A 25,442-nucleotide genomic window follows, 5' to 3' on the forward strand; every position below is an offset into this window, starting at 1 on the left:
TGTGAATGCCGACGAATTGCGCGACCACATCAGCTCGACCTTCGCCGGGGTCCGCACGATGGAGGCCTCCGGTGACACGTTCTTCCTCTACGACCCGGACGGTGATCTGCCGCCGGAGCGGCAGATGCCGTTCGCCACGCTCGTGACCGACGACAACTACGACCGGGTGTCCGGGCTGAGCAGGCCCGGGGTGTTCCGGCTGAACATCGGCCTGACCAAGGCGACGTACACCGCGATGTTCGGCGCCGTGCCGACCGAGCGCGACGAGGCCGGCGTGTTCGACACCGGGTTCGACCACGCGCGACCGGACGTGGTGATGCCGCACCCGGTTTACGCGTCCCAGCACTGGGTCTGCGTGGTGTCGCCCATCGAGGCGACGCTCGACGTCGTCCGGTCCCTGCTCACCGAGGCGCACGGGTTCGCGGCCCGCAAGCACGCCAACCACGCCCGGCGGGCCCGGGCGTGAAGTCCCATCGAGCTAGTTGAGGGCGGCGAGGGTGAACGACGCGGCGGCGGCCAGGGACAGCAGCGCGCGCAGGTGGTTCGCGGGCACCCACTCGCGGAGGTAGCGGGTCCAGTACTCGGTGGTGCCCAGCCGTTCGAGCTCGTTGTTGCGGGGGATGTGGAAGGCGGCCGTGAGCACGATCCCGCCCACGACGTAGAGCGCCGCACCCGCCCACGCCCACGGGTCGCCCTCGAACGCCGCGACCACGCCGGCGACCGCCGTGCCGAGGAAGAGGCCGATGAACGCGGGGTTCACCACGGCGAGGTTGATCGCACGCATGGCGGCCACGCCCACCGCCGGCTCGGCCCGCCGCAGACCGGGCATGACCATCGCGGAGAACGCGAAGAAGACTCCAGCCATCATCCCGCAGCCGAGGGCCGCGAGGATCGTCACCGTGGGGAACATGAGCCCAGTCAAGTCGACCGGTCCTGGACTTTCCATTGCTCAGCGGCTCGAACGCATACGCGAGCGTCTCTAGGCTGGTGCCCGTGGACGCTCTTGCCGGGTTGTTGGACGGGCCGCGTGCCCGTGGCGCGTTCCTCATGCGCACCGTCCTGGACCCGCCGTGGTCGCTGCGGATCGAGGACCGCGCGCCGTTGACCGCGGTGGCGTTGGTGCGCGGCGACGGGTGGCTCCTGCCGCACGACGGCGACCCCGTGCCGCTGCACGCCGGTGACGTGGCGGTGCTGCGCGGGCCCGACCCGTACACGTTGGCCGACGACCCGGCGACGCCCGTGCAGGCGGTGATCCACCCGGGCGAGATCAGCACCACGCCGGACGGGTCGGAGCTGTGCGAGCAGTGGGGGCTGGGCGTGCGCACGTGGGGCGCGAACCCCGACGGGTCCGTGGTGATGCTCAGCGGCACCTACCAGTTGGACGGCGAGGTGAGCCGACGGCTGCTGTCCGTGCTCCCGCCGTTCCTCGTGGTGCCGCGCGCCGAACTGCCGCTGGTGCCGCTGCTGGCGGACGAGATCGCCCGTGACGAACCGGGCCAGGAGGCCGTGCTGGACCGCCTGCTCGACCTGCTGCTGATCTCCGTGCTGCGGTCGTGGTTCTGCCGGCCGGAGGCGCAGGCGCCGACCTGGTACTCGGCGCACGCCGACCCCGTGGTGGGGCGGGCGCTGCGCCTGCTGCACGGCGACCCGGCCCGGCCGTGGACGGTGGGTGCGCTGGCCGGTGCGGTCGGCGTGTCGAGGGCGGCGCTGGCCCGGCGGTTCACCGAACTGGTCGGCGAACCGCCGATGGCCTACCTGACGACCTGGCGCCTCACCCTGGCCGCGGACCTGCTGCGCGAACCGACCGCCACGGTGGCCGCCGTGGCCCACCAGGTCGGCTACAGCACGGCGTTCGCGCTCAGCACGGCGTTCAAGCGGGAACGCGGCGTGAGCCCGTCCGAACACCGCGCCGGCGCCTGACGCTACGTCGCTCGCGGCACCCCGGCGGCCGCGGCCTTGATCAACTCAACGACGTCGGGAGTAGGCACGCCGAGCCGACGCAGCCAGGTGATCACTTGGGGAATCGGGGCTTGCACCTCGCGCGACATCCTGAGGAGGGTACCGAGATCAGTCTCCCGGTCGAAGTCGTGAACTTCGCCGTCCTCAAGAAAGAAGTCGATCAACCGCAGGGCGTACGAGAACGAGAGGCCTGGCGGAAGGCTCCTGGCAGAAACCGCGACACCACGTGCCACGAGCCGGTTGACGATCACGCCCGGAGCCATGTTCAACCTGCTCGCGGCCAAAATGACCTTGGCGAACGGGACTTCGCGTCCGGTCGACCCGAAGAACCAATCGACAGGTCCATCTTCCGCGAAGAGCGAGTCATCCAGTGAATCGAACTTGGCCGGGAGGCGGAACGGTACGTGGAAGCCGTACGCGACCAAGCGGCCGACAACTCCCCTGAGTTCGTTTACACGGAACGAAAAGAGGTGCGAGTACTCTACGGACCTGCTCGGGCTCAACTGTTCGCCAGTCGCATCCAACAGGACGTCGAGGTCATCCGGAGATGCGTCGGTGGGGAAAGCTGCGACGGTGAACCCCAGTGCGGAGAACCGCGTGACCACCTCGCCGAGGTCAAGTTGCGAATCCACAGCGAGGAGCATCACACAGGCTGGCGGCACCGTTTCCGCCCGCGTCAACCAAGGCCCCTGACCGGTCCGGTAGACGCTCATCATGACAGCCAAGTCTTCCGTCGGGCGTTGCGGGATACCGGTGGCATCGACCACATAGCCCCAGGAGGCCAACCTGGAGCAGATGGTCGGCACGTCTTCATCGAGATCGATGCTCAGCCGAACCAAGTAACCCGGTGGGATCTCTTCGCCGGGCTCCCAGAAGCGCACGTAATCCCGATAGATGACCAGCTTGGTCAACTGACCGCTTCGGTACGCCTCGGTCGCCGCGGCGAAGACTCGATCGGGAACGTCCACGCCACACTTGCGCCACAGTTGGACGATTTCTTCCACGCTTCTCCGGCCGCGCCGCGCCGCACCAACCAGACCGGTGACCGTGACAGCTCCCCCTACCTTCAACAGGTCACCGGACTCATCGCACAGAGCATGAAGTGCAGCAGCGGACACCGGTACGTCATCCACCTCGGACACCTCGACGCAGTCGACGCCGAAGCTGCCCAACTCGCGGAAGAGGCCGGCCATGGACAACCGCGCGTCGGCTGCGGCCTTGACCAGATCGTCGACCTTGAGCTTGCCCCCTGGACTCTGCCAGCTCGGCGGTTTCACGGCCGTCAGCACGGACTGGCGCGACGGCAGTGCAGGTCGGACGGCGCCGAAGTGCGCCAGGTCCGGGTGCAACCGGACCAGGTCGGACAGTTGTCGGTTCGACGGGTGGGCGAGCAGCCGCCAGAGCAGCAGGTTGTCAGGCACGTGCTCGCCGGACTCGGCATCCGTCAGGGTGTGATAACCGTTCATTATTTTGTGCCACTCTGGCTGCAAACCAGCGAGGCCGATGTCCGCGTTCACGAAACCCGTGCTGCCGATGTGGACGGGCTTCCGCCCGCACAACAGCGTCAGGTCATGTCGCACCGCCATCTCGGTCACCACATCACCGAGACGGCCGTTGTTCCGGGAGACGTAAGAGAGCCACTCCACGGACAACAGCGATCGGTCGTTCGCCAGCACCACATCGGCGGCCTCGCGCAACAGGTCTTCGACCACCTCGGACACGTCGCTGAGGACTTCGCGGCGATCCGCGGACAACCGTTCTGGCGAGTACTCCCCAGTCAGATTCACGACTGCACCGACCAGCCCCGCCACTGAGACCGTCCGCGATCCCAACTCCGTCATGACGCCGGAACGGATGGCGGGTTGGACGACGAGACCATCCACCAGCAGTGCTCCACCCTGTGCACACCAGGCAACCGACACACCCTTCGGCGCGCCGGACCACTCGACCAAGGTTCCATGAGCGTTGTAGCCGAAACCTTCTTCCGAAGGACGTTCACGGAGCTTGACCTCTTCAGGAGCCCACTCCGAGCGGCGGTCGCCGTGCTGGGCGACAGTGGTGAACTCGGCGATGCCGAGGAGCCGTTCGAGCACGGCAGGCGCCGACCAGCCCGGCTCGCGATCCTTGAGGTAGAGCCGGACCACCGTTCCAGGTCGATCACCGCGCTTCGCCGTCTCGGTGATCCTGAAGAGGTGTTCCGGTCCGAACATGGTCACGTTCAGCACCGGGCCCAAAGTGCCGTCGAGGCCCATTCGACACGTCGTCACGCGGATCTCGTCGGCGAGCATGAAGTAGCTCAGGACACCGATGCCGAACCGGCTGTTCGGGTAGAACTCGACCGGCGGGTCGAGGCGCCGCCACGCCGCCTGCTCCTGCTTGAAGTCCGGCTGTTCGGCGAACCGGGCGCCGGCCTTGGAGAACACGCCGCGCAGTTCGGCGTCACCCATGCCGATCCCGTTCTCCCGGCACTCCACGTACTCCCGGCCGTCGTCGTCGACGTCCTGCACGATCTCGATGCGGCCGTCGAACGACACCTGCTCGACCCGGGTCCGGTTCAGGTACTCGGCGCGGGCCTTGCGGTGCCGGCAGGCGTCCAACGCGTTCTGGTAGAGCTCGCGCACCGCGAGGTCACGGTCCTTGTAGAGCGTTTCGCCCATCAGCATCTCGCGGATGCGGGGTCCGTCGACGCGGAAGCTCGCCCAGCCGGTGACCGCCGCGTCGACGGGCAGCACGTCATCGGACGACAACCGCGCGGGCAGGGACGGCATCGGGTGCGTGATGCGCTCGCGCACGGTCCGGTGGACCGCGTGCAGCACCTCGTCGGTCCTCGCGACGTGCGTGCGCAGCCCTTCGATGACCGCCGCGTGGTGGCACTGCGCGCTGAGCACGGGCACTTGGTGGGACCCGGTCCACGACACCCGGTTCAACGTCTCGCCGAGCTGCCCCAGGTCCACCGGGTCGGGGATGCCCAGGTGCTCGGCGACGATGTCGGGCATCGTGTGCATCTCGATGGAGACGTTGTAGGCGAGGGCGAGCAGCAGGGCGAGCCGCTGCTCCCTGATGCGCTGGTTGCCGGCGCGGCGGACCAGGTCGTCGGCGCGCAGGCCGAGCAGGTACTCCGGGCTGCACACGCTCGGCCCGCGGCGCAGGCCGTGCAGCAGGGCGCTCACCCGACGGCTGGTGAACACCTCCGCCAACTCGTCGCCGAAGTCGGCGCACAGTGGCTCCACCTGCCGCTCGTCGGCGTAGTCGCGGTGCACCAGCCACCGGTGGAAGACCCACCAGCCGATCGCGGGTTCCGCCGCCGGTTGCAGGCGCGCCCGGTGCTGGAGCCAGCCGTACTGGTCGGCGAACTGCTCGAAGGCCGTTCGGTCGGCAGAGCGGTCGTCGGAGGCGGCCAGCCGCCACGGGGACACCGCCACCAGTTTCGCGGCGGTCTGGAGGTAGTGGACGTGGTAGATCAGCGGGACGAGGACCAGCAGGGCCGCCTCTGCCGGGAAGAGGTCCAGGGACGCGTCGGGCCGCGGCTCACCGAGCAGCCAGTCGACGTGCTCCACGAACCTGGTCACGAAGTCCCGGTCGTGCCACGGGTCGTCCCGCAGGACCGGCGCCGAGTCGTCCCTGAGGCGCGAGAGCCGGGTCGCCGCGTCCACGACCTGCTCCCGCACGCGGCGCGTGTCGCGGTGTGAGGACACGTGGTCCCAGACCCGCGCGTCGGCGACGAGGCGCTCCCAGCCTTCGGGCGGTCCTAACGAGCGCGTCGAGCCGTCACCGAAGGAGATGCCGCCGTAAACGGACCCTGCCACCTGGACGATCCCGCGAGCGCTGGTGGTGTGCAGCGAGTTGCCGCCGGCGTTCTCGGCCACTGTTCGTTCCTCCGCGCCTGATCAGGCCACCCGTGGGCCTCGATCATCCCATCCCTCGACGCATGCGGGTCGTAACGGACGTCATCCGGCGGGATTTCGGCGGATTGAATAGTCGAAATACGAAAAGTGCGGGTTCGCCGCACCCTATTCACCCGGAACGGAAGCAGGGAACACCTCGCCGAGGTGTCCCCTGCTCCTAACCGTCCGAGTGGTCAGGCGCCGATCAGGCGAGCGGCGAGGTAGCCCTCCAGCTGGTCCATCGACACCCGTTCCTGCGACATGGTGTCGCGCTCCCGCACCGTCACGGCGTGGTCGGTGAGGGTGTCGAAGTCGACCGTCACGCAGAACGGCGTGCCGATCTCGTCCTGCCTGCGGTAGCGGCGGCCGATGGCGCCGGCGTCGTCGAACTCGATGTTCCAGTGCCTGCGCAGGGCGTTGGCCAGGTCCTTGGCCTTCGGCGACAGGTCGGCGTTGCGCGACAGCGGCAGCACGGCGGCCTTCACCGGCGCCAGCCGGCGGTCCAGCCGCAGCACGACCCGCTTGTCCACGCCGCCCTTGGCGTTGGGCGCCTCGTCCTCGGTGTAGGCCTCCAGCAGGAACGCCATCATCGGCCGGCCGACGCCCGCGGCGGGCTCGATCACGAACGGCCGGTAGCGCGAGTTGGTGGCCTGGTCGAAGTACGACAGGTCGACGCCGGAGTGGTTCGAGTGGGTGTTCAGGTCGAAGTCGGTGCGGTTGGCGATGCCTTCCAGCTCACCCCACTCCTGACCACCGAACCGGAACCGGTACTCGATGTCGACGGTGCGCTTCGAGTAGTGCGACAGCTTTTCCTCGGGGTGCTCGTAGTGCCGCAGGTTCTCCTTGGAGATGCCCAGTTCGGTGTACCAACGGCTGCGCTCGTCGATCCAGTACTGGTGCCATTCCTCGTCCGTGCCCGGCTCGACGAAGAACTCCATCTCCATCTGCTCGAACTCGCGGGTCCGGAAGATGAAGTTGCCCGGCGTGATCTCGTTGCGGAAGCTCTTGCCGATCTGGCCGATGCCGAACGGCGGCTTGCGACGCGACGTGGTCTGCACGTTCAGGAAGTTCGTGAAGATGCCCTGCGCGGTCTCCGGGCGCAGGTAGTGCAGGCCCTCGTCGGTCTCGACCGGGCCGAGGTGGGTCTTGAGCAGGCCGTTGAACATCTTCGGCTCGGTGTACTGGCCGCGGGTGCCGCAGTTGGGGCACGGGATGTCGGTGACGTCACCCTCGGCGACCTGCTTGCCGGTGCGCTCGGCGTACTCCTCGACCATCGTGTCCTGCCGGAACCGCTTGTGGCACGAGTTGCACTCGATCAGCGGGTCGACGAACGCCTCGACGTGCCCGGACGCCATCCACACCTCGCGCGGCAGGATCACCGACGAGTCCAGGCCGACGACGTCCTCGCGGCCCCGCACCATGAAGTTCCACCACTGGCGCTTGATGTTGTCCTTGAGCTCGACGCCGAGCGGACCGTAGTCCCAGGCCGACCTGGTGCCGCCGTAGATCTCGCCGCACGGGTAGACGAACCCGCGGCGCTTGCACAGGCTGACGACGGTCTCGATGCGATCGGCTGCCACGGACACTCCATCGGGAGATGCAGAAACGGGACGGGAAACGGGCTTGCCAGGGTAGTCCTAGCCCTCGGATCCCCATCGGGCGACCGGTCGCGCCCGCGACCGTCCGGTCAGCGCGGAGTGGTCGGACCGGCGGCCTCGCCGAGGCGGACGGTGCCGGCGTCGCGGGCCAGCAGGCTCACCTCGCGCCGGACCGCGCCGTCGGCCGCGACCAGCAGCGGTTCGTAGGCGGCCGGTTCGTCGGTGGTCGCCTCGGACAGCAGGGGGATGACGTGCTCGCGCACCTCGAACGGGGACATCGCCCGCCGGTAGGCCACGACCGAGTCGAACTCGGCGGTCAGCACGAACCGGTCCGCCTCGTCGGTCGACCGCGACAGCTGGGCCCGCCGGCAGCCGGGTTGGGCGGTGAGCAGCGACAACGCGCGGTCGACGCGCTCGGTGAAGGCCTCGACCCCGGTTTCCGCCACGGTGAAGCGGCACACGAGCAGCACGGTGCAAGGATGCCACGGTGGCTGGTCAGATGAAGCGGACCCTGATCCCCGGTGCCGGACCGCTCTCGCGGGTGCCCGCGCCGGTGGCGTTCCTGGTGGTCCTGGCGCTGTTCGTGCTGGGTGTGTGGCTCCGGGGCACGGTGGGCGCGCTGCTGCTGGGCGTGTTGGCGCTCGGGGTGGCGACGCTGCTCGCCGTCACCTGGTCCCTGCTCACGCCGAGCGCACGCGTGTTGAGACTGCTCGTGCTGGCCGTGCTGGTGCTCATCACGGTGTCGGTGCTCTAGCGCCGTAGTATCGGTGGTGAAAATCCATACCACGTGGGAGGCGCCGTGACGGTCGGAGTGCGGGGCGAACACGTCCACTCCCCGGAACGCCGCGTACCACCACCGGCGCCGCGCAAGTCCACCCGGACGCTGTCGGCGGCCGGCGAGCTGCTGCGCGCGCTCGCCGCCCCGGTGCGGATCGCGATCGTGCTGCAACTGCGCGAGGCGGACCGGTGCGTGCACGAGCTGGTCGAGGCGCTGGGCGTGGCCCAGCCGTTGATCAGCCAGCACCTGCGGGTGCTCAAGGCCGCCGGCGTGGTGCACGGCGAGCGGCACGGCCGCGAGGTCGTCTACCGGCTCGTGGACGAGCACCTCGCCCACATCGTGGTGGACGCGGTGACGCACGTGGAGGAGGGGCCGCGTGGTATCAACCAGACCGACCGGACCCCCCGGACGGAGGAGATGTGACCACTAGCGAGCGTCCGACCACCGCGGTCCCCGGGCTGCGCTCGACCAAGCAGCGCACCGCCGTGTCCAAGCTGCTCGACTCGCTCGGCGAGTTCCGCTCGGCCCAGGAACTGCACGAGGAGCTGCGCAAACGCGGCGAGGGCATCGGTCTGACCACGGTCTACCGCACGCTCCAGTCGCTGGCCGACGCGGGCGAGGTGGACGTGCTGCGCACCGACTCCGGCGAGGCCATCTACCGCCGCTGCTCCCAGCACCACCATCACCACCTGGTGTGCCGCGGCTGCGGGCGCACGGTGGAGGTCGAGGGCCCGGCGGTGGAGAAGTGGGCCGACCGGGTCGCCGCCGAGAACGGGTTCGTCGAGGTCAGCCACACCGTGGAGATCTTCGGCACGTGCCGCGAGTGCTGCGCGGAGGGCCGGCCGCCGGCGACTCAGCCCTCGTAGGTGTCCTCGGGCGTGGCGATCGGCAGGACCTCCGAGACGGTGAACGTCGGCACGAACGCGCTCTCCTTGGTCGCCGAGCCGGGCACCACCCGGCCGGTGGCCTCGATCCACTGGTCGGTGGGCAGCGCGGCGAAGTCCTGACCCACCACCTTCGCCTTGACCGGCGAGGCGTCCGCGGCGCAGCAGGAGATGGTCAGCCGGGCGATGAACACGTCGCCGTCCTTGCGCACCACGAACCCGGTGAGCTTGACCGTGCGGTCGTCGAGCGAACCGGAGTCGTCCCACGCGGTGCGGGTGACGAACTCGCTGATGGTGAGCGGGATGACCGCGTCGGACGGCAGCGGCGCGAACCCGTTCGAGGCCTTGGCCTCCTGGGCGGCGTTGCGGTCGGACCGGTTGACCGTGTCGGCGCCCAGCGCCGGCGGGCTGATCAGGAACACCGCGAGCACCGGCAGCAGCAGCATCCACGGGCTGCGCGACGTGCCGTGCTCGTGCCCGGCGTGCTCGACCCCGCTGGGGTTCTCCTTGCCACCGCGGATGTCGCGCGCGATCGACACCAGGGCCAGCACGACCATGACACCGCCGGTGGCCACCAGCCACGGCTGCAACGACTCCTTGACGTACCGCAGGTAGGTGCCGGTCAGCGCCAGCTTCAGCAGCGCGCCGCCGAGCAGCACCAGCAGGATGTTCTGGGTCTCACGCCTCATGGTCCGCCCACCTCACAGGAACACCGCTCCCGCCGCCAGGGCCGACGCGATCGCCACCAGGAACGTGGCCGGGGCGAAGCGGGCCGCGAAGGACTTGCCGAACGCGCCCGCCTGCAGCGCGATGAGCTTGACGTCGACCGCCGGGCCGACCACCAGGAACACCAGCCGGGGCAGCAGCGGCAACGCCGACATGGAGGCCGCGACGAACGCGTCGGCCTCGCTGCACAGCGCCAGCACAACGGCCAGCAGCGACAGCACCACCACGGCCAGCACGAGCTGACCGCCCAGCGTCTCCAGCCAGGCCTGCGGCACCAGGACGTTGAACGCCGCCGCGAACACGCCGCCGAGCACCAGGAACCCGCCCGCGTCGACCAGGTCGTGCCGCGCGGTCTCGGCGAACACCACCCAGCGGGACGTGCCGTCGTGGTCGGGCAGGCGGCGCAGGGCGCGTTCGGCGATCCAGTCGGCCTTGCCGAACCGGGTCCACAGCCAGCCCATGACCACGGCGGTGAGCAGTGCGCCGACGAACCGCGCGGGCACCATCATCGGCGCGTTGGGGAACGCCACGGCCGTGGACACCAGCACGATCGGGTTCACCGCGGGCGCGGCGAGCAGGAACGTCAGCGCCACGGCGGGCGCCACGCCCTGCTGCATCAGCCGGCGGGCGACGGGCACGGACGCGCACTCGCAGCCGGGCAGCGCCACCCCGGCGACACCGGCGACGGGCACGGCCAGCGCGGTCTTGGTCGGCAACGCCCGGCGCAGCGCGCTCGCCGGGATGAACGCCGCGATCGCGCCGCTGATCAGCACGCCGAGCACCAGGAACGGCAGCGCCTGCACGCACACGGCGACGAACACCGTGGACGCCGTGCGCAGCACCGGCACGTCGAGCACGCCGACCAGCCAGTCCTGGAACAGCAGCGCCAGCACGAGCAGCGCGCAGAGCACTTCCAGCGAAGTGACCTTCCAGCGCGGTGGCGGACGGCGCTGGCGCGAACCGCGGATCTCGCCAGTGATTGTCACTTTCGAGATGATGCCAGAACTCCCGCCGACGGCTCACCGACCTACGTCGGATCTTCAGCCACCGGCCACGGGACCGTCACCGCCGGTAGGTTCGGGTCGTGGACTGGCACGAGTGGCACGACGACTACGACCGTCCCGACTCCGCGCTGGCGCGGCGGCTGCGAGCCGTCCAGGCGCAGGTCCGGGCCGCGCTGGACGACAGCCCGCCCGGCCCGCTGCGGGTGCTGAGCCTGTGCGCGGGTCAGGGGCGTGACCTGCTGGAAGTGCTCGCCGACCACCCCCGGCGGGGCGATGTCCGAGCACGCCTGGTGGAGCTGGACCCCCGCAACACGGCGGTCGCCGAGGCGGCGGCCCGGGCGGCGGGCCTGACCGGGGTGGAGGTGCTGACCGCCGACGCCTCGCTCACCGACCACTACCGGGACCTCGCGCCGGCGGACCTCGTGCTGGTCTGCGGCGTGTTCGGCAACATCACCGACGAGGACGTCGAGCGGACCGTCGAGCACTGCACGCGGCTGTGCGCGACCGGCGGCACCGTCGTCTGGACCCGCCACCGCGGCGCCCCGGACCTCGTGCCGACGATCTGCGACTGGTTCGAGGACCGCGGCTTCGAGCGCCGCTGGCTGTCCGACCCGGCCGCGGACTACGGCGCCGGCGCACACCGCTTCCGGGGCGAACCACGACCGTTGACCACGGGCGCGCGCATGTTCACCTTCGTCGGCTACGAGGTGCTGGAGGAAGCGGACGGGTAGGAAGCCCGGTCACGAGGTCGGGGCACCGACCTCGAGCTCGCCGCTCAACGTGTCCTTCACGACCACCCGGACCTTGCGGCTCTTGTCGTCGTCGCGGAACGTGCAGGTGAAGGTCACGCCTTCCTTGATCGCCACGGAAGCCGGGCAGGGCGGCGGGCTGGAGGTCCAATCCAGGCCCGTGCCGGGGTACTGCTCCTTCACCCTGGCGGCCACGCTCGTGGACAGTTCCAGCGCGTCGAAGGTGCGCAGTTGCTCGACCCGGACGACGGCGCCGCCGGAGAGCAGGTGGACCGTCACGACCACGGCGCAGACCGCGAGCACCGCGGTGGACACCGCCGTCGTCAGGCGCAGGAAGCTCGACATGCGTCCTCTGTAGTCGATCGGACGCCAATGCACCGGTGTCGTGATCGAGCTGTGCCGAACGCCGCTCGCCGTGGCCGGTCACCGACGGGGACCGGCCACGGCGAGCGAGCGCGGCATCACAGAGCGGCGACTACTCCGACGACTCTTCCTCGTCGCGCAGCTCGGCGATGGTGGCCAGCACGTCCACCGCCTCCGTCACCGGCAGCAGCGGCTCGACCACGGCGGTCACGCCGCGGCTCGCGCCCAGCACCTCCTCGGCCAGCTTGACCGCGAAGTCCCGGTCGTAGGGCCCGCACACGAACGAGGCCCACTCCTCCCCCGCCGACGCCTCGAACGTGATGGCCCACGGCAGGCCCTCCACGTCCGACTCGTCGTCGGGCTCGTACACGATCACACCAGCCATCAGGCACCGTCCCCGGTTCCGGCCAGCAGCTCGTTGCGCAGCTGCGAGGCAGTGGACACGACCAACATCAGCAGCGTGCTCAACGGCTCCGGCTTGAGCCCCTCGGCCGGGAACGCGTAGCGCAACGTCACATCCATCCCACGCTCGGTGCGCACGACACCGAGGGTGCCGAACAGGCCCTGACCCGCGCGTTCGGCAGCGGACACGGCGAGCTTCCCGTCGTCGGGCAGGTCCCACGCCACCACGCAGGTCAGGCTGAGCACGGTCAGGCCCTCGGCCAGCCGCATGGCCTGCACCGCGCACGGCACCTCGGCGTGCTGGAAGCTCAACGCGCCGTCGTCGTCGACGTGCACCTCGTGGAACATCTCCAACGCCTCGCGGGCCGCGGTGAGCAGTTCCGCGGTCACCTTGGCGTCCAGGTCGGTCACTTAAGAATCCTCCACGTCGGGCTTGTCCACGGCGCCACCGAAGCGCCGGTCGCGCATGGCGAACGCCTCGCAGGCACGCCACAGGTCCAGCCGGTCGAAGTCCGGCCACAGGATGTCCTGGAACACCAGCTCCGCGTACGCCGACTGCCACAGCAGGAAGTTCGAGGTGCGCTGCTCGCCGGACGGCCGGATGAACAGGTCCACGTCCGGCATGTCGGGCTGGTACATGTGCTTGGCGAGGGTGCGCTCGTCCACCTTCTCCGGGTTGAGCCGGCCCGCCGCGGCCAGCCGGGCGATCTCCCGCGCCGCGTCGCCGATCTCGGCCCGCCCGCCGTAGTTGATGCACATCGCCAGGTTCAGCACGTCGTTGTCCTTCGTGCGCTCCTCGGCGACTTCGAGCTCCTTGATGACGCTGCGCCACAGCCTGGGCCGGCGGCCCGCCCAGCGCACCCGCACACCGAGTTCGTCCAGCTCGTCGGTGCGGTGGTGGATCACGTCCCGGCTGAAGCCCATGAGGAAGCGGACCTCCTCCGGGCTGCGCCGCCAGTTCTCGGTGGAGAACGCGTACAGCGACAGCCACTTCACGCCCATCTCGATGGCGCCCTTGGCGGCCTCGACCACGACGGCCTCGCCGCGCTTGTGCCCCTCGATGCGGGACAGGCCGCGCTGGTTGGCCCAGCGGCCGTTGCCGTCCATGACGATCGCGATGTGCTTGGGCACGAGGTCGGCGGGCAGCACCGGTGGCGTGGCGCCGGTGGGGTGCGGTTCCGGGGGTCGGGGAACGCGCTGGACGCGCTCGACCCGCCGTCGGCGGAGCATGGCTGTCCTCTCAGGGGGTGGACTGCGGAAGGCGTTTCGGGAGGGTTTTCGTGCGGCAGGCGACTCTAACCGTCGGTCGGCTGCGCCTTTCGCTCGACCAACGGCAGCGAGCGCAGCTGCCGTTCGAGGTGCCATTGCAGGTGCGCGGCGACCAGGCCGCTCGCGTCGCGGCGCGCGACCGCGGGGATGCCGTCCACCACGTCCCACCGGCCGTGCAGGAGCGCGGTGAGCAGGCGCAGGGTGTCGGCCGACGGCGAGGCGCTGCCCGGCGGGCGGCACCGCGGGCACACCATGCCGCCCGCGTGCACGTTGAACGCCTTGTGCGGGCCGGGGTCACCGCAGCGTGCGCACTCGTCCACCGCCGGTGCCCAGCCCGCGAAGGCCATGGCCCGCATCAGGTAGGCGTCGAGGATGAGCGAGGCGTCCCGCTCCTTGGCCGCCAGAGCCCGCAGCGCGCCCGTGACCAGCAGGTACAGCCGCAGGACGGGTTCGCCCTCCTCGGGGGTGAGCCGGTCGGCGGTCTCCAGCACCGCGCACCCCGCGGTGTAGCGCTGGTAGTCGTCCACCAAGACCACGCCGAATGCGTCCAGCGTCTCCACCTGCGTGATCACGTCCAGCGACCGGCCGGGGTAGAACTGCACGTCGACGTGCCCGAACGGCTCCACCCGCGCGCCGAACCGGGACGACGTGCGGCGCACGCCCTTGGCCACCGCGCGCACCTTGCCGTGCTTCTGGGTGAGCAGCGTGATGATCCGGTCGGCCTCGCCGAGCTTCTGGACCCGCAGGACCACCCCGGTGTCCCGGTAGAGGTTCGCCACCTCCGCAACCCCAGCCTTCCTAGAAGCCCAGTCTGCGCAACTGCTTCGGGTCGCGCTGCCAGTCCTTGGCGATCTTGATGTGCAGGTCGAGGTAGACGCGCGTGCCGAGCAGCTTCTCGATGTGCCTGCGCGAGGTGATGCCGACCTGCTTGAGGCGTTCGCCGCGGTGGCCCAGGATGATCGCCTTCTGGCTGGGGCGCTCCACGAACACGTTGGCGTGGATGTCCACCAGGTCGTCGCGGCCCTCGCGGGGCAGCATCTCCTCGACCACGACGGCGATCGAGTGCGGCAGCTCGTCGCGCACGCCCTCCAGCGCGGCCTCCCGGATCAGCTCGGCGACCAGCGTCAGCTCCGGCTCGTCGGTCAGCTCGCCGTCCGGGTACAGCGGCGGGCCCTCGGGGAGCTTGCCCAGCACCAGGTCGGCCAGGGCGTCGACCTGGTAGCCGTCCACGGCCGAGACCGGGATCAGGTCGGCGAAGTCCATCACCTTCTGCAGCGCGAGCAGCTGCTCGGCGACCTGCTGCTGGCCGACCAGGTCGGTCTTGGTGACGATGCCGATGACGGGGGTGCGCTTGGCGATCTTCTCCAGCTCGGCGGCGATGAACTTGTCGCCGGGGCCGACCTTCTGGTCGGCGGGCACGCAGAACCCGACCACGTCCACCTCGGTCCACGTCTCCCGGACCAGGTCGTTGAGGCGCTGACCGAGCAGGGTGCGTGGCCGGTGCAGGCCGGGGGTGTCCACGAGGACCAGCTGGCCGTCCTCGCGGTGCACGATGCCCCGGATGGTGTGGCGGGTGGTCTGCGGCTTGCTCGACGTGATCGCGACCTTGGTCCCGACCAGCGCGTTGGTCAACGTCGACTTGCCTGCGTTGGGGCGGCCGACGAAGCACGCGAACCCGGAGCGGTAACCATCCATCCACCCATTGTCCCCGGTCACCCCGGATCCACCGCGCGGGTGGGGGTGGTGCGCACGCCAGGGCCGAAAAGATGTGACCTACGACACTAGTGCGAACGGGCGAACGAGCGGAGCCTGATGGGGCAATCGAGCACCTCGACGAGGAGGCTGAGATGCCAAGAGACGACCTCGCACGCCTGGAAGAAGCGTGCGTCCAAGCCTGGGACCAGCACGACGCGGACAGCTTCGCGAGCCTGCTGACCGAGGACTGCGTGGTGATCGACGACATGGAGCCGAAGCCACTGCGGTCCCGTGACGAGGCCCGCCGGTACGCCGAGTCCTGGTTCGCCGCGTTCCCCGACATGCGGATCCAGGAGAAGAACCGGGTGATCGGCGACGACGCCATCGCCGTCGAACTGGAGCTGAAGGGCACCAACACCGGGCCGCTCAACATGGGCGGCACCCGGCTGGCGCCGACCGGCCGCAAGATCGCCGCGGGCGTGAGCATCTTCATGAAGGCCCGCGGCGGCAAGATCCGGGAGATCCACAGCCACTCCGACAACCTGACCATGATGAACCAGCTCGGCCTCGCGGGTTCGTCCGCACCGGCCTGACCGTCGCAGAGGAGGGAACATGACGACGAAGGAAGACCTCGCCCGCCTGGACGACGCGGGCATCGCGTCGTGGGACCGCCACGACCCGGACGCGTTCCTCAGCCTGTTCGCGGACGAGTTCGAGTGGGTGGACGACACCCGGCCGACGCCGATGCGCAGCCGTGAGGAGGCGCGCCAGTACACCGAGTCGTGGTTCACCGCGTTCCCGGACATGCACATGCGCGAGATCAACCGGGTCATCGGGGACGACTCGATCGCCTCGGAGGTCGAGTTCACCGGCACCAACCGGGGCCCGCTGGACTTCGGCGACCAGCGCATCCCCGCGACTGGCAAGAAGGTCTCGACCCGCGCGACGGTGTTCATCCGGACGGAGAACGGCAAGATCCGGGAGTTCCACACCCACCCGGACTCGCTGGGGCTGATGTCCCAGCTCACCGGCGCGGACGGCCCGGCACGCGAGGAGGCCCCCATGACCGCGGCCGACCTCACCCGCCTGGACCAGCAGCAGACCGACGCGTTCAACCGGGGCGACGTCGACGCCTTCGTCGACGCGCTGGCGGACGACTTCGTGTGGATCGACGACACCGCGCCGGCGCCGATGCGCGACCGGGACACGGCGCGCGCGTACGTCCAAGGCTGGCGGACCGCGTTCCCGGACATGCGGCTGCACGTGACCAACCGGATCGTCGGCGACGACGCGGTGGCCGGTGAGCTGGAGTTCAACGGCACCAACACCGGTGAGCTGGACCTCGGCGAAGGGCAGCTCGTGCCGCCCACCGGACGGCGGTGCTCGTTCCGGGGCTCGTTCTTCTTCAAGGCCCGCAACGGCAAGATCACCGAGTTCCACACGTACAGCGACAACCTGAGCATGCTGACGCAGCTCGGCCTGGCCGACCAACCAGCCTGACCCGCGCCGGTCGCGTCACGCGGTTCGTTCCCCGGCGATCACGTTCCTCGTCCGCCGGGGAACGAGCGGTGCGTGACCACGAAGCCGCGCTCGTTCGGCGCGGAACCTCCGGGGGTACGGGCAGCTCTCACTCCTCGTGATCAGCCCGTAACCCTGTGGAGGCCCTCATGAAGCGATTACTCCGCTCCCTGCTCCTACCCGTGTTGGTGGCATCTGCCCTGGTCGGGGGCGCGGGCATCGCGTCGGCCGCGTCCGCCACGGTCGGCAACACCGACGGCGACGGGCTGAACGTCCGGTCCGCGCCGACCTCGGCCGGCTCGTCGCTCGGCCTCGTGTGGGACGGGCAGCGGGTCGACATCTCGTGCCAGGCGCGCGGCCAGTCGGTGACCAACACGCGCGGGTTCACCAGTGACCTGTGGGACTACGTGCCCGCGTTGCGCGGCTACCTCGCCGACGCCTACATGGCCACCGGGCACGACTACCGGATCCCGGGCGTGCCGGACTGCGGCTCGCAGTCGGGGCGGCTGGTGCCGGTGTCGCAGTTCCACGGCCAGCCCAACCAGGGCGAGGACTGCGGACCGGCCGGCGTGGTGTCCGCGCTGCTCGCGGCGGGCGTGACACCGCGGTCGTGGAACGCGAGCCGCCCGGTGGACGCGATCAACCGCGCGCGGTCCGACATGGGCTACGACCCCACGTGGAACGACCCGAACAAGTTCGGCACGAACGAGTCCGACGTCAAGCGGGCCCTGGCGCGCAACGGCGTGAGCGCGACCGTGGTGTTCAACGACCTCAACCGGGTGCTCACCCACGTCCGCAACGGCCGTCCGGCGATCATGGCGGGCAACATGGTCAGCCTGCCCTGGTCGGGCCGCAACGTGCCGCACTTCCTCACCGTCGCCGGGTACGACGGGGACTACCTGGTGCTCGATCCCGCCTCGCAGGCGATCGTCTACCGGGCGTCCGCGTCGACCCTCTCGGCGTACTTCAACCACGACCTCGGCCGCGCGGGCGTGCTGCTCTAGCGCCCGGCACTCCGGTCACGACCCACCGCGACCCTCAACGGTCGCGCACCGCCAACCCGTGAACCACCGAATTCCGATAGGTCCGCAGGGCGGACCGTGACGCAAGTGCGCCTACACGGTCTCCTGCACGGCGCCGGACGCGTCGGCGCGCAGCACGGGCGCGCCGGCGGTCAAGTCCCGGACGGCGGCCAGCGAGTCCCCGTCGACGACGCCCGCCGCGGTGACCACGGCCGCCGCCTCCAAGCCCTCGGCCCCGCTCGACACGGCCGCGGCGACGGCCGCCTGGAGGGCGGTCAACTTGAGCGACGGCAGGGCGACGGTGGTGGCCGCGTAGGTCCGGCCATCGGTGTCGCGGACCGCCGCGCCCTCCGCCGCACCCGTGCGGGCACGAGCCGAACGCGCCAGCGTGACGATCTTCTGGTCCTCGGGGTCGAGGTCACTCACCGCTGGTCCCCTCGCTGTTGTCGCCGTTGTTCGCCGGACGCACCAGCACCGTGGTGATGCGCATCCGCCCGCGTTCGTCCTTGCCGCCCTCGGCCCGCATCCGCAGGCCCGCGATCTCCGCCTCCGTGCCCGGCAGCGGCACGCGGCCCAGGCGTTGGGCCAGCAGGCCGCCCACGGTCTCCACCTCGTGGTCGTCCAGCTCCGTGCCGAACAACGCGTCCAGGTCGTCCACCGGCAACCTGGCGCTGACCCGCACCGAACCGTCGGTCAGGTGCTCCACCGGCGGCCGGTCGTCGGTGTCGGACTCGTCGGTGATCTCGCCGACGATCTCCTCCAGGATGTCCTCGATGGTGAGCAGCCCCGCCGTGCCGCCGTACTCGTCCACCACCACCGCCAGGTGGTTGCGGGACAGCTGCATCTCCCGCAGCAGGTCCGCGATGGGCTTCGAGTCCGGGATGAACGACGCCTGCTTCATCACCTCCGCGACCGACGTGCCGTTCGGCTCCTCGGCCAACGTCAGCCGCACCAGGTCCTTGAGGTTGACCACGCCGACGATGTCGTCGACGCTCTCCCCGATCACCGGCACCCGCGTGTACCCGGTGCGCAGCGACAGGGCCAGCGCCTGGCGGATCGACTTGGTCTGCTCGATCCACACGATCTCGGTGCGCGGCACCATCACCTCGCGCGCGATCGTGTCGCCGAGCTCGAAGACCGAGTGGATCATCTCCCGCTCGCCCTCGTCCACGACGCCGCGTTCCTGCGCCATGTCGACCAGCTCGCGCAGCTCGACCTCGGAGGAGAACGGGCCCTCGCGGAAACCCTTGCCGGGCGTGATCGCGTTGCCGACCAGGATCAGCAGCTTGCTCAACGGCCCCAGCACGCGGCCCAGCACCCGGATCGGGCCGGCCGCGAGCAGGCTCACCGCGTACGGGTGCTGCCTGCCGATCGTCCGCGGACCCACGCCGACCAGCACGTACGACACCACGAGCATGCTCAGCCCGGCGACCAGCATGGCCACCCAGTCGGTGGCGACGAGCCCCAGGCAGACCACGGTCACCAACACCGTCGCCGCCAGCTCGCAGCCCAGGCGCAGCAACAGCAGCAGGTTCACGTGCCGCGGCCGGTCGGCCAGCAGCTGGATCAGCTGCCCGGCACCCGCCCGGCCCTGCCGCTGCAACGCCTCGACGCGTGCCCGCGACACCGTGCCCAGCGCCGCGTCCACACCCGCGAACGCGCCGGCCGACAACACCAACACCACGGCCAGCACCAGCAGACCGGCGGAACTGCCTATCACCTCGGCCGCCTCAGGCTGTCGGCTCGGGCCGGTCCGCGTCTTCCAGGCCGACCGCCCCGAGGAGCTTCGAGTCGGCCTCGCGCTGCGCCGACTTGCGCTCCGCCTCGGCCGCCGCGGTGCGGAAGTCGCCCAGGATGCGGTTCTGCAGCGTGAACATCTCCCGCTCCTCGGCCGGTTCGGCGTGGTCGTAGCCCAGCAGGTGCAGCACGCCGTGCACGGTCAGCAGGTGCAGCTCGTCCAGCAGGCTGTGGCCCGCCTTCTTGGCCTGGTCCTTGGCGAAGTCCGGGCACAGCACGATGTCGCCGAGCAGCGCCGGGCCGAGACCCGCCGCGTCCGGGCGCCGCGCCGAGTCCAGCTCGTCCATCGGGAACGCCATCACGTCCGTCGGGCCGGGCAGGTCCATCCAGCGCTGGTGCAGGTCCGCCATCACGTCCAGCTCCACCAGCAGGACGGACAGCTCGGCCAACGGGCTGACGCCCATCCGGTCCAGGGCGAACCGGGCGGCGGCGACGATGGACGGCTCGTCCACGTGCACGCCCGACTCGTTCGCGATCTCGATGCTCACGGCGCCTATCGTCCCCGGCGTTGCCCGCGTGACCTCGCACCGGGTCCGGCGTGGTGCTGGTGCCGGTCGGCCGCGTCACCTTCGTCCTGCTCGACCTGCCACTTCTCGTAGGCGTCCACGATGTCCGCGACCAGCCGGTGGCGGACCACGTCGCTGCTGGTCAGGATGGAGAAGTGGACGTCCTCGACGCCTTCCAGGATGTCCCGGACGACCTTCAACCCGCTGCGCTGCCCGCCGGGCAGGTCGACCTGGGTGATGTCGCCGGTCACCACGATCTTCGAGCCGAAGCCCAACCGGGTGAGGAACATCTTCATCTGTTCGGGCGTCGTGTTCTGCGCCTCGTCCAGGATGATGAACGCGTCATTCAACGTGCGGCCACGCATGTAGGCCAGTGGGGCGACCTCGATCGTGCCGGCCTGGGTCAGGCGCGGGATCGACTCCGGGTCGACCATGTCGTGCAGCGCGTCGTACAGGGGGCGCAGGTACGGGTCGATCTTCTCGTAGAGCGTGCCCGGCAGGTAGCCCAGCCGCTCGCCCGCCTCGACCGCCGGCCGGGTGAGGATGATCCGGTTCACCTGCTTGGCCTGGAGCGCCTGCACGGCCTTCGCCATGGCCAGGTAGGTCTTGCCGGTGCCCGCGGGCCCGATGCCGAACACCACGGTGTTCTGGTCGATCGCGTCCACGTAGTGCTTCTGGTTCAGCGTCTTGGGCCGGATGGTGCGGCCGCGCCGGGAGATGATGTCGAGGCTCAGCACCTCGGCCGGCGACTCCGCGGTGCCCGCCGAGAGCATCGCGACCGTGCGGCGGACCGTGTCCTGGCCGACCTGCTGACCGCGGCTGGCCAACGTGACCAGTTCGGAGAACACGCGTTCGGCGAACGCCACGTCGGCCGGTTGGCCGGAGAGCGTGATCTCGTTGCCGCGCACGTGCACGTCGGCGACCAGCAGTTCCTCGGCGAGCCGGAGGTTCTCGTCACGCGACCCGAGCAGGGCGAGCACCGCGCCGTCGGGCACGGCGAACTTGGATTGGGCGTCGGCCGCGGTGGGGGCTGCTGCCTGCGGCGTGTTGTCAGCGGTACCGGCCACGTGGCCTCGGGCCCTCTTCCTGCGCGTTCGCGCCGTGCTCTGGTGAATTCGACCTACCGGCTCGATGCTAGCCGTCCCCACCGACAGTCCGCACCGGAGTAAGAAACGGGTTGGACACGGCGGGTGTACTCGACGTCGTGGTGACGATGCGCGTGCTGACCCCGGACGACCTGCCCGCCTGCGTCCGCCTGGCATCGGACCGGCGGTGGCCCGAGGAGTCGGCCAAGTGGGCGTTCCTGCTGCGGGTCGGAACCGGTTTCGGGCTGTTCGACGGTGGTGCGCTCGTCGGCACCACGATCGTCACCCGATTCGGTGACGAGCACGCGGCGGTGAGCATGGTGCTGGTGGCGTCCAGCCACGGTGGGCGCGGGTTGGGGCGGCGGTTGGTGGAGCACGCCCTGGCGTTCGCCGGCACGCCGGTGGTGTCGCTGCACGCGACTTCGTACGGCAAGCCGCTGTACGAGAAGCTCGGGTTCCGGTCGGTGGGTTCGGTGACCGCGCACGTCGGGGCGTTCGGCGGGACGGCGTCGGGCACGTCGCGGCCGCTGGAGGCCGGGGACCGGGCGAAGGTGGTGGCGGTCGACGCCGAGGTGTTCGGCGCCGACCGGTCGGCTGTGTGGGAGCGGCTGTTCGGGTTCGCGTCGCAGTTCGTGGTGGCTGACGACGGGTTCGCGGGTGCGTGGCGGAACGGGGCCGTGTCGATGATCGGGCCGGTGGTCGCGCCGTCGGTGGGGCGTGCGGCGGAGTTGATCGCGGACCTGGCCGCGGGTGCGGGTGCGGCGGTGCGGGTGGACGTGCGGGACCCGGCGTTGGCGGCGTGGCTGGAGGCGCACGGCGTGGTGCCCCAGGCCACCGTCGACCTGATGGTGCGGGGTGTGCTCGGCGGCGACCGCGCGCGGCTGCACGCGCCGGTGATGCAGGCGCTGGGTTAGGCGGTTAGGCGAGGGGGCCGAGCGGTCGTCCGCCGAGCACGTGCAGGTGGGCGTGGAACACGGTCTGGCCCGCGTCCGCGCCGGTGTTGAACAGCAGCCGGTAGCCGCTGTCGGCGACGCCCTCGGACTTGGCCACCTCGCCCGCGGCCAGGAACAGGTCGTCCAGCACCGTGGGTGCGGCGGCGGCCAGTGCCGCGGCGTCCGGGGCGTGCACCTTGGGCACCAGCACGACGTGCGTCGGCGCTTGGGGGGCGATGTCGCGGAACGCCAGCGTGGTGTCGGTCTCGTGCACCACGGTCGCCGGGATCTCGCGGGCGACGATGCGGCAGAACAGGCAGTCGGACATGGCTCCGCAGGCTACCCACCCCGGCCGGTGACGCCGTTCTGAGCGTTGAACTCGGGGTACCTGAACGTAGGACACGCGCGTTCTGAACGTAGGACTCGCGCGGCGTGGAGGTAGGACTCTCGCGTGAGTCGTACGTTCGGGCCGCGTGAGTCGTACGTTCGGGTACGTCGAGTTCTACGTTCGGGCCAGGCGCAGGGCGGCGTCGCGGCAGGTGGTCCAGGCGGTGGTGCCCGGGGTGATCAGGGACATGTGGTCGGTGGCCGGGAGGGCGATCAGCTCGGCGCCGGAGGACTCGGCGAACGCCTGGCTCTGGGCGAACGGGACGTCCTCGTCGTCCTCGCCGTGGATCAGGACCAGCGGTTTCGGGATCGGGAGCAGGGCGGCCGGCGAGGCGTCGGCGTAGCGCGCCGGGACTTCGGCGGGGGTGCCGCCCAGCAGTTCGGCGGCTCGGCGGGTGATCTGCGGGTGCTGGAGGAAGTCCAGCACGCCCGCTTGGGCCACGGCGCCGATGACCCGGGGGTGGCGGGCGGCGGCCCAGACCGCCAGGTGGCCGCCGGCGGAGTGACCCAGCGTGACGACGGGGCCGAGCGCGGGGTCGAGGGCGTCGATGGCGGCCAGCACGTCGTCGCCGGTGGCGGGCCAACCGCCGCCCGCGGTTACCCGTCGGTACTCGACGTTGTACGCGGCGACGCCGTGAATGACCAGGTCAGCGGCCAACGGGCGGCCGAGTTCCAATCCATAACGCTGATGCCAAAACCCGCCGTGGATTACCACGATGACCGGAAACGATTCACCGGCCGGCGCGGAAAACTCACCGAACTGGCTCGGGTGCGGCCCGTAGACGATGCGCAATCGAAACCCCTTGGACGCAAAAAAGAGGCCGCGTCGCGGTGGGACCTGGGGGTCGTCCCACCGCGACGCGGCGGCGCCGGACCGAGGGGGGAGGTGTCCGGCGAGTCTGGCCGAGGAGCCGATCACGGTTAGACCAATGCGACCCCTCTGCCATGAGGGTAACCCCTATGTCAGGTGTTCGCCAGAAGGGAGCACGCCCCATTACCGCCAGCGATCGGTCAGCACACCCAGCGCACCCAAAGCCACCGCCGCCGCGGTCGACGCTCGCAGTACGGCAGGTCCCAGTCGCACTACGTGCGCGCCCACCCCGGTCAACGTGGACAATTCCTCGTCGGTGATGCCACCTTCCGGTCCGACGACCAGCAGCACATCACCCGAAGCGGGCAGCTGAACCGATCCGATGGCCACCGAAGCTGATTCGTGCAAAACCAAAGTGACCGCCGACGACGAGGCCAACCGCGCCAGCCCGGACGTGGAAACGGGTTCGGAGACCGACGGCACGCGCGCCCGGCGGGCCTGCTTGGCCGCCTCACGGGCGGTGCCGCGCCAGCGTTCGAGGGCCTTCGCCCCGCGCGGGCCGTCCTCCCACTTGGTCACGCAGCGCGAGGCACGCCACGGCACGACGCCGTCCACGCCCGCTTCGGTGGCCAGCTCCACGGCCAGCTCGCCGCGGTCGCCCTTCACCAGTGCCTGCGCCACCACCACCCGCACGGACGGCTCCGGCACGACCCACCGTTCGACCACGCGCAGCCGCAGGGAGTCCTTGAACGCCTCCGACACCACGCAGCGCGCCTGGGCGCCGGTGCCGTCGGAGAGCACCAGCTCCTCCCCCGCGCGCAACCGGCGCACGGTCGCCGCGTGCCGTCCCTCCGGGCCGTCCAGGACGGTCTCGTCACCCGACGGCAGCGCGGCGACCAGGAAGACCGGCAGCGTCACCGGTGGTTGCGGCCGGACCGCAGCCGCGAGAAGAGCCCGCCGCCGCCCTTGCCGTTGTGCGCGAGCGTCGGCTCGTCCTCACCGCGCACGACGGCCAGCTCGCGCAGCAGTTCGGCCTGCCGGGCGTCCAGCTTGGTCGGCGTGACGACCTCCAGGTGCACGTGCAGGTCGCCGCGACCGTCGATGCGCCCGCTGGAGCGCAGCCGGGGCATGCCGCGCCCGGTGAGCACCAGCTCGGTGTTCGGCTGGGTGCCGGGCTCGATCTCCAGCTCCTCCTCGCCGTCCAGCGTCTGCAACGGCAGCACCGCGCCCAGTGCCGCGGTGGTCATCGGGATGCGCACGGAGCAGTGCAGGTTCGCGCCGTCGCGCTCGAAGACCTCGTGCGGCACCTCCTCGACCTCGACGTACAGGTCGCCCGCCGGTCCGCCGCCGGGGCCGACCTCGCCCTGGCCCGCGAGCCGCACCCGCATGCCCTCGGCCACACCGGCCGGGATCTGCACCGAGATGGTGCGCCGCGAGCGCACCCGGCCCTCGCCCGCGCACTGCTGGCACGGGTCCGGGATGACCTCGCCGAGGCCGCGGCACACCGGGCACGGCCGCGCCGTCACGACCTGGCCCAGGAACGAGCGCTGCACCGACTGCACCTCGCCCCGGCCGCCGCACGTGTCGCAGCGCACCGGCGACGAGCCGTCCGCGCACCCGCTGCCCACGCACCGGTCGCACAGGATCGCCGTGTCCACCGTGAGCTCGCGCGAAGCGCCCGCCGCGCACTCCTCCAGCGTCATCGACAGCCGGATCAGCGCGTCGGAGCCGGGCTGCACGCGGCTGCGCGGACCGCGCCCGCCACCGCCGCCCGCGCCGAAGAACGCGTCCATGATGTCGCCGAGACCGAATCCCGCGAACGGGTCGCGCATGCCGCCGCCACCGCCGCCGGGCTCCAACGGGTCGCCGCCCAGGTCGACGACCTGCCGCTTCCTCGGGTCCGACAGGACCTCGTAGGCGGCGGTCACCTCCTTGAAGCGCGCTTCCTCGTTGGGGTTGACGTCGGGGTGCAGCTGCCGCGCGAGCTTGCGGTAGGCGCGCTTGATCTCGTCGGGAGTCGCGTTCTTGGCGACCCCGAGCGTGCCGTAGTAGTCCCTCGCCACCGTGTTTCCT

At 70.6% G+C, this 25,442-nt stretch carries 30 protein-coding genes; 10 read left to right on the top strand and 20 right to left on the bottom strand.

Features of this window, described 5'->3' with window-relative positions; genetic code table 11:
• Position 1: 1 nt before the first annotated feature.
• Positions 2–466: a DUF6194 family protein gene (locus ACYVLT_RS10295; RefSeq protein WP_461119894.1), complete on the top strand. Its 465-nt coding sequence runs from the start codon at positions 2–4 to the stop codon at positions 464–466.
• A gap of 12 nt (positions 467–478) precedes the next feature.
• Here ACYVLT_RS10295 and ACYVLT_RS10300 read toward each other — a convergent pair whose 3' ends face one another.
• Positions 479–898 (bottom strand): anthrone oxygenase family protein, encoded by a 420-nt coding sequence (locus tag ACYVLT_RS10300; protein WP_461119895.1) that lies wholly within the window; start codon positions 896–898, stop codon positions 479–481.
• Between the two features lie 95 nt (positions 899–993).
• Here ACYVLT_RS10300 and ACYVLT_RS10305 point away from each other — a divergent pair, with 95 nt between their 5' ends.
• Complete coding sequence (locus ACYVLT_RS10305) at positions 994–1,920, top strand: AraC family transcriptional regulator (RefSeq protein WP_461119896.1); 927 nt, start codon at positions 994–996, stop codon at positions 1,918–1,920.
• Positions 1,921–1,922: 2 nt separating this feature from the next.
• Here the strand turns inward: ACYVLT_RS10305 and ACYVLT_RS10310 are convergent, their stop codons facing one another.
• The 3 genes from ACYVLT_RS10310 to ACYVLT_RS10320 all read right to left on the bottom strand — a co-directional run bounded on the left by ACYVLT_RS10310 (position 1,923) and on the right by ACYVLT_RS10320 (position 7,911).
• Positions 1,923–5,825, bottom strand: coding sequence for an HD domain-containing protein (locus tag ACYVLT_RS10310; protein WP_461119897.1), 3,903 nt, complete (start codon positions 5,823–5,825; stop codon positions 1,923–1,925).
• Between the two features lie 212 nt (positions 5,826–6,037).
• Positions 6,038–7,423 (bottom strand): glycine--tRNA ligase, encoded by a 1,386-nt coding sequence (locus ACYVLT_RS10315; RefSeq protein ID WP_461119898.1) that lies wholly within the window; start codon positions 7,421–7,423, stop codon positions 6,038–6,040.
• Positions 7,424–7,530: 107 nt separating this feature from the next.
• Positions 7,531–7,911, bottom strand: a complete 381-nt coding sequence (locus tag ACYVLT_RS10320) for an antibiotic biosynthesis monooxygenase family protein (protein ID WP_461119899.1) — start codon at positions 7,909–7,911, stop codon at positions 7,531–7,533.
• A 17-nt stretch (positions 7,912–7,928) separates the two neighbouring features.
• On the opposite strand from ACYVLT_RS10320, the gene ACYVLT_RS10325 reads away from it, so the two are divergent.
• Genes ACYVLT_RS10325 through ACYVLT_RS10335 form a run of 3 tightly spaced genes read left to right on the top strand, consistent with a single transcriptional unit; the run spans position 7,929 to position 9,085 of the window.
• A complete protein-coding gene (locus ACYVLT_RS10325) occupies positions 7,929–8,195 on the top strand; it encodes a hypothetical protein (RefSeq protein ID WP_461119900.1) in 267 nt (88 codons plus the stop codon).
• 45 nt (positions 8,196–8,240) lie between these two features.
• Positions 8,241–8,642, top strand: a complete 402-nt coding sequence (locus ACYVLT_RS10330) for an ArsR/SmtB family transcription factor (protein WP_360453134.1) — start codon at positions 8,241–8,243, stop codon at positions 8,640–8,642.
• On the top strand, positions 8,639–9,085 hold the full coding sequence (locus tag ACYVLT_RS10335; protein ID WP_461119901.1) for a Fur family transcriptional regulator: 447 nt from the start codon (positions 8,639–8,641) through the stop codon (positions 9,083–9,085). The genes ACYVLT_RS10330 and ACYVLT_RS10335 overlap by 4 nt, the downstream gene beginning before the upstream one ends.
• Here the strand turns inward: ACYVLT_RS10335 and ACYVLT_RS10340 are convergent.
• Together ACYVLT_RS10340 and ACYVLT_RS10345 are read right to left on the bottom strand one after the other, a co-directional pair.
• A complete protein-coding gene (locus ACYVLT_RS10340) occupies positions 9,073–9,792 on the bottom strand; it encodes a TIGR03943 family putative permease subunit (protein ID WP_461119902.1) in 720 nt (239 codons plus the stop codon). The two genes, ACYVLT_RS10335 and ACYVLT_RS10340, sit on opposite strands and share 13 nt — an antisense overlap.
• Before the next feature lie 12 nt (positions 9,793–9,804).
• Entirely contained in the window at positions 9,805–10,815 is a 1,011-nt protein-coding gene (locus ACYVLT_RS10345; protein ID WP_461119903.1) for a permease, read from the bottom strand.
• A 98-nt stretch (positions 10,816–10,913) separates the two neighbouring features.
• Between ACYVLT_RS10345 and ACYVLT_RS10350 the strand changes: the two genes are divergently transcribed.
• Positions 10,914–11,564, top strand: a complete 651-nt coding sequence (locus tag ACYVLT_RS10350) for a class I SAM-dependent methyltransferase (RefSeq protein ID WP_461119904.1) — start codon at positions 10,914–10,916, stop codon at positions 11,562–11,564.
• A gap of 9 nt (positions 11,565–11,573) precedes the next feature.
• Here the strand turns inward: ACYVLT_RS10350 and ACYVLT_RS10355 are convergent, their stop codons facing one another.
• From ACYVLT_RS10355 to era, 6 genes are all read right to left on the bottom strand, one after another.
• Positions 11,574–11,927 (bottom strand): DUF4333 domain-containing protein, encoded by a 354-nt coding sequence (locus tag ACYVLT_RS10355; RefSeq protein ID WP_461119905.1) that lies wholly within the window; start codon positions 11,925–11,927, stop codon positions 11,574–11,576.
• Between the two features lie 130 nt (positions 11,928–12,057).
• The gene (locus tag ACYVLT_RS10360; protein WP_461119906.1) at positions 12,058–12,330 is read right to left on the bottom strand and encodes a hypothetical protein; all 273 of its coding nucleotides are present in this window, start codon (positions 12,328–12,330) and stop codon (positions 12,058–12,060) included.
• On the bottom strand, positions 12,330–12,758 hold the full coding sequence (locus ACYVLT_RS10365; protein ID WP_360453115.1) for a YbjN domain-containing protein: 429 nt from the start codon (positions 12,756–12,758) through the stop codon (positions 12,330–12,332). Before ACYVLT_RS10365 ends, ACYVLT_RS10360 begins: the two co-directional genes overlap by 1 nt.
• Positions 12,759–13,577 (bottom strand): isoprenyl transferase, encoded by an 819-nt coding sequence (locus tag ACYVLT_RS10370; RefSeq protein WP_461119907.1) that lies wholly within the window; start codon positions 13,575–13,577, stop codon positions 12,759–12,761.
• Between the two features lie 65 nt (positions 13,578–13,642).
• The gene (gene recO / locus ACYVLT_RS10375; protein WP_461119908.1) at positions 13,643–14,395 is read right to left on the bottom strand and encodes a DNA repair protein RecO; all 753 of its coding nucleotides are present in this window, start codon (positions 14,393–14,395) and stop codon (positions 13,643–13,645) included.
• 19 nt (positions 14,396–14,414) lie between these two features.
• Complete coding sequence (era, locus tag ACYVLT_RS10380; RefSeq protein ID WP_461119909.1) at positions 14,415–15,311, bottom strand: GTPase Era; 897 nt, start codon at positions 15,309–15,311, stop codon at positions 14,415–14,417.
• Between the two features lie 152 nt (positions 15,312–15,463).
• Between era and ACYVLT_RS10385 the strand changes: the two genes are divergently transcribed.
• The 3 genes from ACYVLT_RS10385 to ACYVLT_RS10395 all read left to right on the top strand — a co-directional run bounded on the left by ACYVLT_RS10385 (position 15,464) and on the right by ACYVLT_RS10395 (position 17,833).
• Positions 15,464–15,904, top strand: coding sequence for an ester cyclase (locus ACYVLT_RS10385; RefSeq protein ID WP_461119910.1), 441 nt, complete (start codon positions 15,464–15,466; stop codon positions 15,902–15,904).
• A 19-nt stretch (positions 15,905–15,923) separates the two neighbouring features.
• Positions 15,924–16,811, top strand: coding sequence for an ester cyclase (locus ACYVLT_RS10390; protein WP_461119911.1), 888 nt, complete (start codon positions 15,924–15,926; stop codon positions 16,809–16,811).
• Positions 16,812–16,978: 167 nt separating this feature from the next.
• Complete coding sequence (locus ACYVLT_RS10395) at positions 16,979–17,833, top strand: C39 family peptidase (RefSeq protein ID WP_461119912.1); 855 nt, start codon at positions 16,979–16,981, stop codon at positions 17,831–17,833.
• A gap of 111 nt (positions 17,834–17,944) precedes the next feature.
• Here ACYVLT_RS10395 and ACYVLT_RS10400 read toward each other — a convergent pair whose 3' ends face one another.
• Genes ACYVLT_RS10400 through ACYVLT_RS10415 form a run of 4 tightly spaced genes read right to left on the bottom strand, consistent with a single transcriptional unit; the run spans position 17,945 to position 21,221 of the window.
• On the bottom strand, positions 17,945–18,277 hold the full coding sequence (locus tag ACYVLT_RS10400) for a cytidine deaminase (RefSeq protein ID WP_461119913.1): 333 nt from the start codon (positions 18,275–18,277) through the stop codon (positions 17,945–17,947).
• Positions 18,270–19,568 carry a hemolysin family protein gene (locus tag ACYVLT_RS10405; protein ID WP_461120163.1) on the bottom strand — a complete coding sequence of 433 codons (1,299 nt, stop codon included), beginning with the start codon at positions 19,566–19,568 and terminating at the stop codon, positions 18,270–18,272. Before ACYVLT_RS10405 ends, ACYVLT_RS10400 begins: the two co-directional genes overlap by 8 nt.
• A gap of 13 nt (positions 19,569–19,581) precedes the next feature.
• Positions 19,582–20,136 (bottom strand): rRNA maturation RNase YbeY, encoded by a 555-nt coding sequence (gene ybeY / locus ACYVLT_RS10410; RefSeq protein ID WP_360453092.1) that lies wholly within the window; start codon positions 20,134–20,136, stop codon positions 19,582–19,584.
• Positions 20,137–20,141: 5 nt separating this feature from the next.
• On the bottom strand, positions 20,142–21,221 hold the full coding sequence (locus ACYVLT_RS10415) for a PhoH family protein (protein ID WP_461119914.1): 1,080 nt from the start codon (positions 21,219–21,221) through the stop codon (positions 20,142–20,144).
• Positions 21,222–21,367: 146 nt separating this feature from the next.
• On the opposite strand from ACYVLT_RS10415, the gene ACYVLT_RS10420 reads away from it, so the two are divergent.
• Positions 21,368–22,153 (top strand): GNAT family N-acetyltransferase, encoded by a 786-nt coding sequence (locus ACYVLT_RS10420; protein WP_461120164.1) that lies wholly within the window; start codon positions 21,368–21,370, stop codon positions 22,151–22,153.
• Positions 22,154–22,157: 4 nt separating this feature from the next.
• On the opposite strand, the gene ACYVLT_RS10425 is transcribed toward ACYVLT_RS10420, so the two are convergent.
• From ACYVLT_RS10425 to dnaJ, 4 genes are all read right to left on the bottom strand, one after another.
• The gene (locus ACYVLT_RS10425; protein ID WP_461119915.1) at positions 22,158–22,499 is read right to left on the bottom strand and encodes a histidine triad nucleotide-binding protein; all 342 of its coding nucleotides are present in this window, start codon (positions 22,497–22,499) and stop codon (positions 22,158–22,160) included.
• A gap of 174 nt (positions 22,500–22,673) precedes the next feature.
• Positions 22,674–23,234 carry an alpha/beta hydrolase family protein gene (locus ACYVLT_RS10430; RefSeq protein WP_461119916.1) on the bottom strand — a complete coding sequence of 187 codons (561 nt, stop codon included), beginning with the start codon at positions 23,232–23,234 and terminating at the stop codon, positions 22,674–22,676.
• A gap of 318 nt (positions 23,235–23,552) precedes the next feature.
• A complete protein-coding gene (locus tag ACYVLT_RS10435; RefSeq protein ID WP_461119917.1) occupies positions 23,553–24,287 on the bottom strand; it encodes a 16S rRNA (uracil(1498)-N(3))-methyltransferase in 735 nt (244 codons plus the stop codon).
• Positions 24,284–25,432, bottom strand: coding sequence for a molecular chaperone DnaJ (gene dnaJ / locus ACYVLT_RS10440; RefSeq protein WP_360453081.1), 1,149 nt, complete (start codon positions 25,430–25,432; stop codon positions 24,284–24,286). Before dnaJ ends, ACYVLT_RS10435 begins: the two co-directional genes overlap by 4 nt.
• Positions 25,433–25,442: the final 10 nt, after the last annotated feature.

The organism is Saccharothrix stipae (assembly GCF_054781895.1).

Coding starts and splice junctions, on each gene's coding strand:
- ACYVLT_RS10390 (WP_461119911.1), top strand. CDS start 15,924: ATGACGACGAAGGAAGACCTCGCCCGCCTGGACGACGCGGGCATCGCG.
- ACYVLT_RS10360 (WP_461119906.1), bottom strand. CDS start 12,330: ATGGCTGGTGTGATCGTGTACGAGCCCGACGACGAGTCGGACGTGGAG.
- ACYVLT_RS10425 (WP_461119915.1), bottom strand. CDS start 22,499: ATGTCCGACTGCCTGTTCTGCCGCATCGTCGCCCGCGAGATCCCGGCG.
- ACYVLT_RS10395 (WP_461119912.1), top strand. CDS start 16,979: ATGAAGCGATTACTCCGCTCCCTGCTCCTACCCGTGTTGGTGGCATCT.
- ACYVLT_RS10385 (WP_461119910.1), top strand. CDS start 15,464: ATGCCAAGAGACGACCTCGCACGCCTGGAAGAAGCGTGCGTCCAAGCC.
- ACYVLT_RS10370 (WP_461119907.1), bottom strand. CDS start 13,577: ATGCTCCGCCGACGGCGGGTCGAGCGCGTCCAGCGCGTTCCCCGACCC.
- ACYVLT_RS10355 (WP_461119905.1), bottom strand. CDS start 11,927: ATGTCGAGCTTCCTGCGCCTGACGACGGCGGTGTCCACCGCGGTGCTC.
- ACYVLT_RS10420 (WP_461120164.1), top strand. CDS start 21,368: ATGCGCGTGCTGACCCCGGACGACCTGCCCGCCTGCGTCCGCCTGGCA.
- era (WP_461119909.1), bottom strand. CDS start 15,311: ATGGATGGTTACCGCTCCGGGTTCGCGTGCTTCGTCGGCCGCCCCAAC.
- ACYVLT_RS10340 (WP_461119902.1), bottom strand. CDS start 9,792: ATGAGGCGTGAGACCCAGAACATCCTGCTGGTGCTGCTCGGCGGCGCG.